Annotated in this window: 13 protein-coding genes; 9 read left to right on the top strand and 4 right to left on the bottom strand. The window is 46.5% G+C overall.

The annotated features are described in order from the left end of the window. The 8 genes from S2091_RS17575 (at position 1) to S2091_RS17540 (ending at position 8,114) form a co-directional block, all read left to right on the top strand. Entirely contained in the window at positions 1 to 786 is a 786-nt protein-coding gene (locus S2091_RS17575; protein WP_105533264.1) for an SDR family NAD(P)-dependent oxidoreductase, read from the top strand. A gap of 31 nt (positions 787 to 817) precedes the next feature. Continuing rightward, on the top strand, positions 818 to 1,306 hold the full coding sequence (locus S2091_RS17570; protein ID WP_105533263.1) for a MarR family winged helix-turn-helix transcriptional regulator: 489 nt from the start codon (positions 818 to 820) through the stop codon (positions 1,304 to 1,306). Continuing rightward, positions 1,306 to 2,160, top strand: a complete 855-nt coding sequence (locus tag S2091_RS17565; protein WP_105533262.1) for an enoyl-CoA hydratase family protein — start codon at positions 1,306 to 1,308, stop codon at positions 2,158 to 2,160. Before S2091_RS17570 ends, S2091_RS17565 begins: the two co-directional genes overlap by 1 nt. 14 nt (positions 2,161 to 2,174) lie before the next feature. Next, positions 2,175 to 3,344 (top strand): acyl-CoA dehydrogenase family protein, encoded by a 1,170-nt coding sequence (locus S2091_RS17560; protein WP_105533261.1) that lies wholly within the window; start codon positions 2,175 to 2,177, stop codon positions 3,342 to 3,344. Positions 3,345 to 3,355: 11 nt separating this feature from the next. Then, complete coding sequence (locus tag S2091_RS17555) at positions 3,356 to 3,787, top strand: acyl-CoA thioesterase (protein ID WP_105533260.1); 432 nt, start codon at positions 3,356 to 3,358, stop codon at positions 3,785 to 3,787. Then, positions 3,787 to 4,179 (top strand): RidA family protein, encoded by a 393-nt coding sequence (locus S2091_RS17550; RefSeq protein WP_105533317.1) that lies wholly within the window; start codon positions 3,787 to 3,789, stop codon positions 4,177 to 4,179. The genes S2091_RS17555 and S2091_RS17550 overlap by 1 nt, the downstream gene beginning before the upstream one ends. A 51-nt stretch (positions 4,180 to 4,230) precedes the next feature. Continuing rightward, entirely contained in the window at positions 4,231 to 5,406 is a 1,176-nt protein-coding gene (locus S2091_RS17545; protein ID WP_105533259.1) for an acyl-CoA dehydrogenase, read from the top strand. A gap of 428 nt (positions 5,407 to 5,834) precedes the next feature. Next, a complete protein-coding gene (locus S2091_RS17540) occupies positions 5,835 to 8,114 on the top strand; it encodes a diguanylate cyclase domain-containing protein (protein ID WP_105533258.1) in 2,280 nt (759 codons plus the stop codon). A 265-nt stretch (positions 8,115 to 8,379) separates the two neighbouring features. On the opposite strand, the gene S2091_RS17535 is transcribed toward S2091_RS17540, so the two are convergent. Continuing rightward, complete coding sequence (locus S2091_RS17535; RefSeq protein ID WP_105533257.1) at positions 8,380 to 8,805, bottom strand: hypothetical protein; 426 nt, start codon at positions 8,803 to 8,805, stop codon at positions 8,380 to 8,382. 72 nt (positions 8,806 to 8,877) lie between these two features. Between S2091_RS17535 and S2091_RS17530 the strand changes: the two genes are divergently transcribed. After that, positions 8,878 to 9,207: a DMT family transporter gene (locus tag S2091_RS17530; RefSeq protein WP_105533256.1), complete on the top strand. Its 330-nt coding sequence runs from the start codon at positions 8,878 to 8,880 to the stop codon at positions 9,205 to 9,207. Here the strand turns inward: S2091_RS17530 and S2091_RS17525 are convergent, their stop codons facing one another. Genes S2091_RS17525 through S2091_RS17515 form a run of 3 tightly spaced genes read right to left on the bottom strand, consistent with a single transcriptional unit; the run spans position 9,208 to position 12,083 of the window. Continuing rightward, complete coding sequence (locus S2091_RS17525; protein WP_105533255.1) at positions 9,208 to 10,491, bottom strand: NAD(P)/FAD-dependent oxidoreductase; 1,284 nt, start codon at positions 10,489 to 10,491, stop codon at positions 9,208 to 9,210. It lies immediately after the preceding gene. A 50-nt stretch (positions 10,492 to 10,541) separates the two neighbouring features. Then, a complete protein-coding gene (locus S2091_RS17520; RefSeq protein WP_105533254.1) occupies positions 10,542 to 11,261 on the bottom strand; it encodes a type 1 glutamine amidotransferase in 720 nt (239 codons plus the stop codon). A 33-nt stretch (positions 11,262 to 11,294) separates the two neighbouring features. Then, complete coding sequence (locus tag S2091_RS17515; protein ID WP_105533253.1) at positions 11,295 to 12,083, bottom strand: gamma-glutamyl-gamma-aminobutyrate hydrolase family protein; 789 nt, start codon at positions 12,081 to 12,083, stop codon at positions 11,295 to 11,297. Positions 12,084 to 12,234: the final 151 nt, after the last annotated feature.

Raw genomic sequence — 12,234 nt, 5'->3', positions numbered from 1 at the left:
ATGACGGATAAAGTGGTTAATTTAAAAGGTAAACATGCGCTAGTCACAGGCGGTACGCGTGGTATTGGTTTAGCGATTGCACAAGCGTTGTTGCAACAAGGCGCCAAGGTCACTATTGTGGCTCGGAGCTTATCTAATTTGCAGCAAGTCGCTGAAAAATTAAGTGCTTTTGGTGAGGTTAATTGCGTTGAATTAGATTTGACTGATAGTTCTGCCGTGGCAGCCGCATTTAATACTGCCGTAGCACAGTTTGGGCCGATTGCTATTTTGGTTAATAATGCCGGTCAAGCACATTCAGCCCCTTTCATGAAAACCGATTTGGCGCTATTTAATTCCATGCTATCGGTTAATTTAACCAGTGTGCTTCTGTGTACTCAAGCTGTTTTACCTGGCATGCTGGAAATGGGCTGGGGACGCATTGTGAATGTTGCTTCGACCGCTGGTTTAACCGGTTATGGTTATGCCTCAGCTTATTGCGCAACCAAACATGCAGTTATTGGTTTAACCCGTTCTTTGGCATTAGAAGTCGCTAAAAAAGGTATTACGGTGAATGCCGTTTGCCCTGGTTATACCGAAACCGATTTAATACAGCAAGCAATTGCCAATATCGTTAAAAAAACCGGCCGCACTGAGGAGCAAGCGCGGGCTGAGTTGGCGGCCAGTAACCCACAAGGCAGATTGGTGCAAGTGGAAGAAGTAGCGAATGCCGTGGCATGGTTATGCATGCCAGCATCTTCAGCCATGAATGGGCAGGCAATTCCGGTGGATGGCGGCGAGTTGATGTAGTCCTAATGGGATATTGAGGGAGAATAAAAATATGAACGTATTACCTGAGCCTGCTTCAGAACCGGCGATTGACTTAGAAACCAGATTAACTGACGAGCATCATTTGTCATTACGGCTATGGTTGCGCATGTTATCGAGCACGGTTAAATTAGAAACCGAAATTCGTAGCCGGTTGCGGATTGAGTTTGATATTACTCTACCGCGCTTTGATTTAATGGCGCAATTAGTGCGTCACCCAGAAGGATTGCGGATGGGTGAATTATCTAAGCGAATGATGGTAACCGGCGGGAATATCACCGGCATTGCCGATCAATTAGAAAAAGAAAAATTGGTCGAACGTGTGGTGGTTGCCAATGACCGTCGTTCATTTAGTCTCAAATTAACCCCAGAAGGCTTAACCTCATTTAAAAAAATGGCGATAGTGCATGAGCAATGGGTGGAAGAGTTGTTACATGGTTTGCAGGCTGAAGAAAAGCACATGCTGATTCAACTGCTCTCTAAAGTGAAAGCGAGTTTGTAATGAATTATTTAGCTGGAAAAGCCGATCAACTGCCCGGCAATCATTTAACTTTGGCAGATTATAAAGCGCAGCATTTTGGTTTTAACGTGCATGAAGCGATAGCTACCATTACCTTGAATCGCCCTGAGCGGAAAAACCCGCTCACGTTTGAGTCTTATGCGGAATTGCGACAGCTATTTTTAGATTTAGCCTATGCCGATGATGTGAAAGCCGTTGTGTTAGTGGGTGCAGGCGACAATTTTTGCTCTGGCGGTGATGTGTTTGAAATCATCGGGCCGTTAACGCAACTGGATATGCCCAGCTTATTGCGTTTTACCAGAATGACCGGTGATTTAGTCAAAGCCATGCGCGCCTGTCCGCAGCCGATTATTGCTGCGGTGGATGGTATTTGCGCTGGAGCCGGTGCAATTTTGGCCTTGTCTTCAGACATACGTTTGGGCACCGAACGCAGTAAGACTGCGTTTTTATTTACACGGGTCGGTTTAGCAGGTTGTGACATGGGCGCATGTGCTTTATTGCCACGTGTGATAGGGCAGGGACGTGCTGCTGATTTGTTGTATACGGGGCGCTCTATGTCCGGTGTCGAAGCCGAGCGTTGGGGTTTTTTTAATCGGCTCTGCGAACCAGACTTGGTATTGCAGCAAGCGCAGGCCTATGCCGCTGAATTAAGCCGAGGCCCAACATTTGCGCACGGCATGACTAAAAAGATGTTGCAACAAGAATGGAATATGGGTGTAGATCAGGCAATAGAGGCGGAAGCTCAGGCACAAGCAATTTGTATGGCAACTAATGATTTTCACCGTGCTTATCATGCTTTTTCAGCGAAACAAAAGCCACAATTTGAGGGGAACTAAGTGAGGAGAATACCATGTCTGATACCAGCTATTTAGCTTGGCCTTTTTTTGAGCCACGCCATCAAGAATTAGCCGCTCAATTAGATCAATGGGCAAGTGCCACGTTAAGCCAGCAGCATCATGCGGATGTAGATCAAGCTTGTCGAACTTTGGTTAAACAATTGGGTGATGCTGGCTGGTTGCAACATGCGATTGCGGGCAAAGAATATGGTGCTACGTCAGACCAGATTGATACGCGCGTTATTTGCCTGATTAGAGAAACGCTGGCGCGTCATAACGGTTTGGCTGACTTCGCTTTTGCTATGCAGGGCTTGGGTTCTGGCGCAATTAGTTTATTTGGTAGTCAATCGCAACGCGCTAATTATTTGCCAAAAGTAGCCAAAGGTCACGCGATTGCAGCCTTTGCTTTATCTGAGCCGGAAGCCGGTTCCGACGTCGCGGCCATGCAGTGTCAAGCTACTTTAGTGGGCGAACATTATATCCTGGACGGTGAAAAAACCTGGATATCAAATGGTGGCATTGCCGACTTTTACGTGGTGTTTGCACGCACTGGGGAGCAGCCCGGCGCACGCGGCATTTCCGCATTTATTGTCGACGCAGATAATCCCGGTTTGCAGGTTGCTGAACGTATTCAAGTGATTGCCCCGCATCCCTTAGCCAAGCTCAAGTTCACTAATTGCCGCGTGCATTCTTCGCAACGGATAGGCGATGCCGGACAGGGTTTTAAAGTGGGGATGGCAACCTTAGATGTGTTCCGCACCTCGGTAGCCGCTGCTGCTTTGGGCTTTGCACGACGCGCTTTAGATGAAGCTTTGCAGCATGTAAAACAACGTCAGATGTTTGGTAAAACACTGGCTGATTTTCAATTAACCCAAGCCAAAGTGGCGCAAATGGCGACTGGAATCGATAGTTCAGCACTGCTCACATATCGTGCGGCATGGCAACGAGATCAGGGGCAGCGTGTGACCCGCGAGGCCGCCATGGCAAAAATGACGGCAACTGAAACTGCGCAGCAAGTGATCGACGCGGCTGTGCAACTGTTTGGTGGTTTAGGGGTGGTCAGTGGTGTCCCTGTCGAGTGCTTGTATAGGGAAATTCGCGCTCTGCGTATTTACGAAGGTGCTACGGAAGTGCAGCAATTAATTATTGCGCGTGAATTGCTCAGTGAAGTAAATAAGGTGTAAAGCAAACTAAGATGAAATTCACCCTTCCAATTCAAATTCGTTTTGCTCACTGTGACCCAGCTGGCATTGTCTTCTATCCGCGATATTTTGAATTTTTTAATACCGTGATTGAAGACTGGTGCGAGCATGGCTTAGGCAGCAGTTTCAGAGAAATGCACATGCAACTTGGCTATGGTCTGCCGACCGCACATGTGGAGTGTTCTTTTTTAAAGCCCAGTGAGTTAGGTGAGATTTTACAAGCGCAATTATCACTTACCAAAGTTGGTAATACCTCACTGCATGTTGAAATTGCGTTATTGGGTCCCGATGCCGTGCAACGTGTGTTGGCTAAAATGGTGCTGGTGTTGATGGACATGAAAACCCGCAAAGCGATTTCGCTACCGGTGTCTTTGCGTCAGAAAATGATGCCTTATTTAAAAGAAGTGTTAGGAACAGAACTATGATGAAATTTTTGCAACCAGATAATTGGGTGTCGCCAAAAGGCTACGCAAATGGCGTTTCTGCAACAGGTCGGCAAATATTTGTGAGTGGCATGATCGGATGGGATGAGCAGTGCCAATTCCATACCGACGACTTTGCCGGGCAAGTTCGGCAAGCCTTACAGAATGTCGTGGCGGTACTGCATGAAGGTGGTGCCAAACCGGAACATATCGTCAGAATGACGTGGTATGTCGTAAATAAGGTGGAATACGTTGCTGCTTATCCTGAAATTGGCAAAGCCTATCGCGCGATTATTGGGCGTCATTTTCCGAGTATGACGGCGGTACAAGTCGTGGCGTTGATAGAAGATCGCGCAAAAGTTGAGATCGAAGTGACGGCAGTTGTGCCAGAATAGAAGACTCACACTTAATTCACTACGCTTAATTAATAATATAAGGAAACAAGTATGTCAAAAGTAGCTTTCCACTGGGACGATCCACTGTTACTCAATGCACAGCTCACCGATGAAGAGCGCATGGTGCGTGATGCAGCGCAAGCCTATTGTTCTGAGCGTTTAGCACCACGGGTGCTGGAAGCATTCCGTCATGAACAAACTGATCCTGCGATTTTCCGCGAAATGGGCGAACTCGGTTTATTAGGTTCCACTATCCCCGTCGAATACGGTGGCGCGGGCATGAATTATGTTTGCTACGGTTTGGTCGCACGCGAAGTAGAACGGATCGATTCCGGCTATCGCTCAATGATGAGTGTGCAAAGTTCCTTGGTCATGGTACCAATTAATGAATTTGGCAGCGAAGCGCAAAAACAAAAATACTTACCAAAATTAGCCACCGGTGAATACATCGGCTGTTTTGGTTTAACCGAGCCTAACCACGGCTCAGACCCTGGCAGCATGGTGACACGCGCCAAGTCGGTGCCTGGTGGATATGCTTTATCCGGTTCAAAAATGTGGATTACCAATAGCCCTATTGCTGATGTATTTGTGGTGTGGGCTAAAACTGACGACGGACGGATTCGCGGCTTTATTCTGGAAAAAGGCTGGAAAGGTTTAACTGCTCCAGCTATTCACGGCAAAGTCGGTTTACGCGCTTCTATCACCGGTGAAATCGTGATGGATGAAGTATTTGTCCCTGAAGAAAATTTAATGCCGAATGTGGAAGGTTTAAAAGGCCCATTTACCTGCTTAAACTCAGCCCGTTTCGGCATCGCCTGGGGTGCTTTAGGCGCGGCAGAATTCTGCTGGCATATGGCGCGTCAATACACCATGGACAGAAAACAATTCGGTCGCCCGTTGGCGGCTAACCAGTTAATCCAGAAAAAACTGGCTGATATGCAAACTGAAATTACGCTTGCTTTGCAAGGTTGTTTGCGTTTAGGGCGGATGAAAGACGAAGGTACTGCAGCAGTTGAAATTACGTCCATCATGAAGCGTAATTCATGCGGAAAATCATTGGATATCGCCCGTATGGCGCGTGATATGTTGGGCGGGAATGGTATCTCTGATGAATTCGGCATTGCCCGTCATTTAGTGAATCTGGAAGTAGTTAATACCTACGAAGGTACTCACGATATTCATGCCTTGATTTTAGGCCGTGCGCAAACCGGGATTGCGGCGTTTTAATTTATTAAGAGTTGGTTAGTTTTTTTGTTAGTTTGTTTGAAATGGTAGCCAAAGTAACGGCTACCATTTTTTTTTAGCTTTTGGGTCAATGTGATACCTCAATGGCAAAAAGTAGCCACCTTTGCCAATCGATTATATTGATATAAAAACACTATTTCTCGTGGTATGTGGCAATTTTAAGCCTCAGCTTTCTTGCAGACAGCTAGTGATGGAACTATGCTGTATAAATAACCGGGCGTTCGTCCGGCATGGGTAATGTCACGATTTTTCTGATAATCGACTCATCATCATGTTGTTTTAATATTTTCCCGCCGCTTGCATCATTTACTTTACAGGGCGCGGGGTTGATTATGCATCCCCTTGGAGGATTGTCAGTTTAGACATTGGCGCTCCTAATTATCTTGGAATCAACAACCGGGAAAATTAAAATGCATGCAAAATCAACCCTGAGTTTATGGTTGAATTCCACTACCAGAACCAGCCTTTTTTTGCAAATTGCCACGCCCCTGATACTGATCGCCCTAGCTATTGTTTTTCAATTAAACAGCTTGCAAGCCAGTCGTGAACAGCAGTTGGAGCGTACCCGGTTAAGTGCGCAAGATTTAGGCGCAACGTTAGCCGCAAGTATTGCTGGCTCCTTCCAGAATATCAATCTCACTCTACTCGCTGCGACAGATCATATTCGGCAGCAGCAATCTAAAGGTTTTGATGGTCGTGAACTTAATGCGGAGTTGCTTGAATTGCAGAGTAGAGTTCCATCACTGATCTTGTTAAGTGCGACTAACGCATCGGGAGATGTGATATTTGGCATAAAAGGAAACCGATCCGAAAAAGTCAATGTGGCCGATCGTGAGTATTTTTTACAACTTATGATTAATCCTGATGCTGGAATGGTGATTTCCGAACCGGTTATGGGGCGTTACAGCAAAAAATGGGTGCTGATCTGTGCGCGCCGATTTAATTTGCCAGATGGTCAATTCGGTGGAATTGTGTATGGTTCCATTGCACTGGATGGAATGACTGAGCGACTTTCCGGTAAAGAAATGAAGCTCAACGAAAATGACGCCTTCGTGCTTAGAGATAATCACATGAATGTGATTGTCCGTTATGCACATGGCAAGCAGGATATGCAAATCATGGGCAGCAAGATTAACTCGCCGACCCTGGAAGCACTGGATAAGGCTGGCGCACAGTCCGGCTCTTATATAACGAATTCGGTCCTCGATCACGTTGAACGCTCGTTTTATTTTCAGCGAATTTCCGGACAAGCAATGAGCCTGATTGTCGGCCTATCTATCGATGATGCGCTGTCCAATTGGCAGCTTGAAGTTAAAAAAGCATGGATAGTTACCGGTTTTTTTGCTTCGATCATTTTATTGAGTTTCTACCTGATTTATCGGGAGCAGATACGCAAGCTAAACGTCATCGGCGATCTTGAAGCCACGACCGATAAACTGACGGAGGTGCTTAAGTTCAACGAGGCTATTTTGTTGAATTCGCCACTCCCAATTGGGGTGTATACCGTAGACGGACAATGCGTCAAAGTCAACGAGGCTCTGACTCAGTTGGTTGGCGCATCGAGCGAAGTATTGCTTTCTAAAAATTTCCGGCATATCACCACTTGGCAAACATCCGGCTTGTTGGATGGCTGCCTGGCCGCGCTCACCAATAACAGCCTGCAGAAATGCGAAGTGCGCATGATGACCGCGTTTGGCAAAGACATTATCGCGGAATGCCGGATTCTACCGACTCAACTTCATGACGCAACGCATCTGCTGATCCAGTTTGTTGATTTGACGGAGATCAAGCGCATTAACTCAATGTTGGAAAATATTCTTCGCTCAATGAAGGAAGGTGTTCATGTGGTGAATGAAAAAGGAATTATCCTTCTTGAGAATGACGCATCCTTAGTCATGCTTGGGTGGCAGGACGATAATATTCTTGGGCGGATGGCCCACGCAACCATTCACCATCATCATGCTGATCGCAGCGACTTTCCTGTTGAGGATTGCCCAATTTATGCCACCTTGCAAGATGGGCAGGTGAGGCATATTGACAATGACGTGTTCTGGAAGAGAGACGGTTCCTGTTTTCCCGTTGAATACACGGTCAGTCCGATTTTGAATCTGCAAGGTGGCGGCCATGCGGCTACTGTGGTGTTTCGCGACATCACCACGCGCAAGCGGCTTGAAGATGAACTGCGTGAGCAAGCCTTCCATGATGCGTTGACAGGCCTTCCAAACCGCCGTCTGCTCATGGACAGGATAGGGCAGGCGATACGCGTTAACAAACGTCATAACAGCCATGCGGCGGTGTTATTTCTCGACCTGAATAAGTTCAAAGTCTTGAATGATACCCATGGACATAATGCGGGCGATCAACTGCTGATCGAAGTCGCCAAGCGCTTAACGCATGTCGTGCGTGAGTCGGACACCGTCGCGCGCCTCGGCGGCGATGAATTTGTTGTGCTGTTGATGGAGTTGAACTCACAGTTCGAGCAAGCACAGGAATATGCTGAGTTCGTGGCAGACAAGATTCACAATGTGTTGAATACGGAGTATGTGTTTGGTGAAATCATGCATCAAGGATCTGCCAGCATCGGGATCAAGTTATTCTTCAATGAAGACGATCCTGACACAATTCTTAAGGCCGCAGATGCTGCGATGTATGAAGCAAAGAATAGAAACAATGCGGTGAATTCTAGTTAAAAATAGTAGGAATAAGGGGTAATGCCGTTCAGTTAAGCTCTACACGTTAAAAAGCTATTCCTTCATTAACGTCATTCCCGCGCAGGCGGGAATCCAAGAGCTCATAAATTGAACAGTAATGGCACTTCCTTCGTGCACCTGCGCGGGAATGACGTTACACAGTTTATTCGCTTATCTGAACGGCATTAATAAATAAGGGGGTGTTTTATATACTCCCCCTATTTTTGAAAACTGTTAACGTATTCAATGACTTCCCGTTATTGCTTTACACCAACCAGCCCATCAATGCTGTTCCCAGCAAATTTAAACTCGTAAATAGGCATGTAAAAACGATTAGCCAGCCGATGGCGGCGAGCTTTTTACCTTGAACTCGACTACGGATCAGGTAGAAGGGAATGCCGATGATGGCGAGGCCAAGTATCAGCATATTTAGCCAGATATTACGGTCATAGCGCCGATCATTGCTGTCAACGTGATACCAGCTAAGCGTGAGAATGATTAATAAAATGTTGGTCGCATAGTCAGACCAGAGCGGCTCAAGCGCGTGACGTGCTTCAAAATAACCGGTGATTGCGCCTGATGCAAATGCCAGACTCAAAATGAAGATCAATATCCATTGCACTAAAGGCGAACCGAATTTTTCTAATTTAATGGACGGAAAAATAAACACTGTGGAAGGTCGGTTTGGCATACTTGGCTAAGGTTACACTGCTAGTTTTCAAATCAGTCTAGTTTAATCTAATTCATCCAGAAAGATGCCGTTATGCACTATGTTTATCTTGGCGTTGCCATTCTCGCCGAAGTGATTGCCACTTCATTTTTAAAAGCCAGTGACGGTTTTCAGCGTTTGATCCCTTCGCTGGTGGTAATAGTTGGTTATTGCATCGCGTTTTACTTTCTATCACTCACCCTAAAAACGATCTCGGTGGGCATTGCCTATGCCTTGTGGTCAGGCATAGGCGTGGTGTTAATTGTCGTTGTTAGTTATTTTCTTTATCAGCAAAAATTGGATTTGCCGGGTGTGATTGGCGTTGCGCTGATTGTTGCCGGAGTAGTCGTGCTAAACGTATTTTCTACTTCGGTAAGCCATTAGTTAAACGCCTAAACGATCCCGTAAATCGTACCAGGCCGCGCCCATGGCGGTGAGTGGAACTCGGAATAAACGCCCACCTGGGAAAGGATAATGCGGCAAACGTTCAAAGGCTGAGAATCGTTCAGCCTGGCCCCGAATCGCTTCTGACAGCAAGCGTCCGATTAAATGCGTGAAGGTTATGCCGTGTCCTGAGCAGCCTTGTGAGTAATAAATGTTGTCGGATAATTTACCGACTTCCGGCATGCGCGATAACGTCAGCAAGAAGTTGCCCGTCCAGCTGTAATCAATCTTGACGTTTTTAAGTTGCGGAAAAACTTTGCACATATTAGGGCGAAGAATAGCCTCGATGTGGGAGGGATCACGCGCACCGTAAATCACACCGCCGCCAAAAATTAAGCGTTTGTCGCCCGATAAGCGGTAGTAATCAAGCAGGAAATTATTATCTTCCACGCAGTAATCGGATGGAATGAGTTCATCTGCAAGCCGTCCTAACGGTTCCGTGGTAATGACTTGCGTACCGCATGGCATAGCCATTTTGGCTAATTTAGGTTCAAGGTCGCCGATGTACGCGTTGCATGCCACAATCACAAATTTGGCTTTAACCTGACCCAGCGCGGTATGTACTACCGGATTTGTACCGCGTTCAATGTTGATGACAGCACTGTTTTCATAAATCACGCCGCCATGCTGTTCAATTGCGGCGGCTTCCCCTAAGGTCAGATTTAATGGGTGAAAATGCCCGCCGGATTTATCTACTAAAATTGCCTGATAACGATCGGTGTTGACAACGCTTTTGATCTCGTCACGGTTATCAATCAAGGTTAAATCGGTATTGCCCCATTTTTCCCATAATGCTTTTTGCTCTTCGAGCGCGTTGATTTTTTTCTTGGTCAATGCCGCATACACGCCGCCAGTTTTTAAATCACACTGAATATTATATTTAGTAACGCGCTCACGGATTATTTTTGCGCCTTCAAACATCATTTCAGCTAAAGGCTTAGCATTCTCTTTACCGTAATTGGCTTCAATCACATCAATGTCACGCGAATAGCTATGCACAATCTGGCCGCCATTACGACCAGACGCACCCCAGCCGACTTTAGCCTGTTCCAATATCACCACTTTAAAACCGGCTTCAGCCAAATGAAGGCCAGCACTTAAACCGGTATAACCGGCACCGATAATACAAATGTCGGCTTCAATTGCGGCTAGCAGCGATGGTCGATCTGGCGATGGGTTGGCTGAGTCGGCATAGTAAGAAGCCGCATGTGGAATTGAAGACATAAAACACCTTGGGATTGAATAGTTCGTTTGCGTAATTCAGGAAATAGTTATTAGATATCCGTCAAAGATCGAATCCAGCGGCTATAAATAATATGGGCCATGGCATTGCTGGCCGGAATGCGTTGGTTCAGCGTTTCCACAATAGAGTCAGATGATTGCACGCTGGCTAAATGCTGTAGTGCGTCAATATCGGCTTTTTCTTCTATTGCCCAATGCCGGACTTTGCTGTGCTTCACTTCGCAATGAAACTGCATGGCGATGTGTTTGTCGCCAATAATAAAAGCCTGATGCGGGCAATGGGCGCTGCTGGCGATCAGCTTGGCACCGTGGGGAATGGAGAAGGTTTCGTTATGCCACTGGAACATATCAAACGTGCTGTGACCACCAAACCAGTCTTGCGCAGCTTGCGTGTCGGTTACCTGGATTGAACTCCAACCTATTTCCGGCAATGCCGTTGTCGTCACGGTGCCACCTAGCGCAGTACTCATTAACTGGCCGCCTAAACAATGCCCGATCATCGGAACACCTGCCGCCAGTGCTTCACGTACCAAGGCTTTTTGTTGGCGCAGATAAGGAAAATTTTCTTCATCGTTGACGCTCATCGGGCCGCCCAACATGCAGTAACCAGAGTAGCCAAAAATGGAGGCGGGCGGTAACTCGCCAGCGTGCATTTGGCGAAGCTCAAATGGGATGTTTTGCGTTGCTAAAAAATCGATAAAGTAATCTGCGGTATCAAGTACTACTTGCTGGATGATTAAAACTGGTTTCATGTTGTGATTCTAAGGAGTAAATCAAAAAAAATGCTACGAACGAGCCTGAACTTGCAAGCGGCAAGCATCACCAAAAGCGGCAAATATTTTTATTGAATTCGGATTTTGCGCCGCCTTCCATTCTGGATGCCATTGCACTCCCAAAGTAAATTGCTCCACCTCCGGTAAATGAATTGCTTCAATAGCGCCGTCTTCCGCGTGAGCCAAAACTTGAACTCCCGCCCCTAAGGTTTTAATACTCTGACCATGTAGCGAATTCACCGGAATTTCTTCTGCTTCAAGTAGCTTAGAAAGCCAACTATTGGAAACCAGACGCACTTGGTGCGCATCGGCATATTGCTCATCCACCGATTCATCACCATCTTCACGATGGTCAAGCATGTTGGGTTCGGCGTAAAGTTTTTGATGAAGATCACCGCCCAGAGCCACGTTGAGCTCTTGCATGCCGCGACAGATAGCAAAAATAGGTAAGCCCATTTTTAGTGCTGCATGAATTAAGGGAATATCAAAGTTGTCGCGATTAGGGTCTTGCTGTTTATCTGGCGTTAAGTTTTCTTGCCCGTAGAGCGCCGGATCAATATTGCTACCTGCACCGGTGAGGTAGACGCCATCTACCATCGATAAATACTGTTCAATATCTTCACTGCCGCAGCAAGTTGGGGCAAGTAGGGGAACGCAACCGGCATGTTCAGCTAAGGGCTTGATATATTTGACGGTCATCACCTGATAGTCATGGCCTTTGCGTTCTTGTGCGCCCATCGACATCAATACAACTGGCTTACGATGGCTAACTTTTTCGTGTTGGGTATTTTTTTTCAACATACATTACCTTGGTTTAGACGGATAACCGCCATCACTAATTTGATAGTGCTGATTTTTATAGACGGGAGGAGCTTGAGTGACTCATCCGCTCTCCCGCGCAGCGACGTTCTTGATTCGCATGCAAACTAAGAATACCTAAGCGGCAATTTTC

The organism is Solimicrobium silvestre, assembly GCF_002976435.1.
GTDB lineage: Bacteria > Pseudomonadota > Gammaproteobacteria > Burkholderiales > Burkholderiaceae_D > Solimicrobium > Solimicrobium silvestre.
Note: the sequence above shows the minus strand (reverse complement) of the source record. Positions and strands in the feature narration are given on the sequence as shown.

Excerpts from the sequence above, each read along its gene's own strand:
- S2091_RS17560 (WP_105533261.1), top strand. The coding sequence starts at position 2,175 with ATGTCTGATACCAGCTATTTAGCTTGGCCTTTTTTTGAGCCACGCCAT.
- S2091_RS17530 (WP_105533256.1), top strand. The coding sequence starts at position 8,878 with ATGCACTATGTTTATCTTGGCGTTGCCATTCTCGCCGAAGTGATTGCC.
- S2091_RS17525 (WP_105533255.1), bottom strand. The coding sequence starts at position 10,491 with ATGTCTTCAATTCCACATGCGGCTTCTTACTATGCCGACTCAGCCAAC.
- S2091_RS17555 (WP_105533260.1), top strand. The coding sequence starts at position 3,356 with ATGAAATTCACCCTTCCAATTCAAATTCGTTTTGCTCACTGTGACCCA.
- S2091_RS17520 (WP_105533254.1), bottom strand. The coding sequence starts at position 11,261 with ATGAAACCAGTTTTAATCATCCAGCAAGTAGTACTTGATACCGCAGAT.
- S2091_RS17540 (WP_105533258.1), top strand. The coding sequence starts at position 5,835 with ATGCATGCAAAATCAACCCTGAGTTTATGGTTGAATTCCACTACCAGA.
- S2091_RS17535 (WP_105533257.1), bottom strand. The coding sequence starts at position 8,805 with ATGCCAAACCGACCTTCCACAGTGTTTATTTTTCCGTCCATTAAATTA.
- S2091_RS17545 (WP_105533259.1), top strand. The coding sequence starts at position 4,231 with ATGTCAAAAGTAGCTTTCCACTGGGACGATCCACTGTTACTCAATGCA.
- S2091_RS17575 (WP_105533264.1), top strand. The coding sequence starts at position 1 with ATGACGGATAAAGTGGTTAATTTAAAAGGTAAACATGCGCTAGTCACA.
- S2091_RS17565 (WP_105533262.1), top strand. The coding sequence starts at position 1,306 with ATGAATTATTTAGCTGGAAAAGCCGATCAACTGCCCGGCAATCATTTA.
- S2091_RS17570 (WP_105533263.1), top strand. The coding sequence starts at position 818 with ATGAACGTATTACCTGAGCCTGCTTCAGAACCGGCGATTGACTTAGAA.
- S2091_RS17515 (WP_105533253.1), bottom strand. The coding sequence starts at position 12,083 with ATGTTGAAAAAAAATACCCAACACGAAAAAGTTAGCCATCGTAAGCCA.
- S2091_RS17550 (WP_105533317.1), top strand. The coding sequence starts at position 3,787 with ATGAAATTTTTGCAACCAGATAATTGGGTGTCGCCAAAAGGCTACGCA.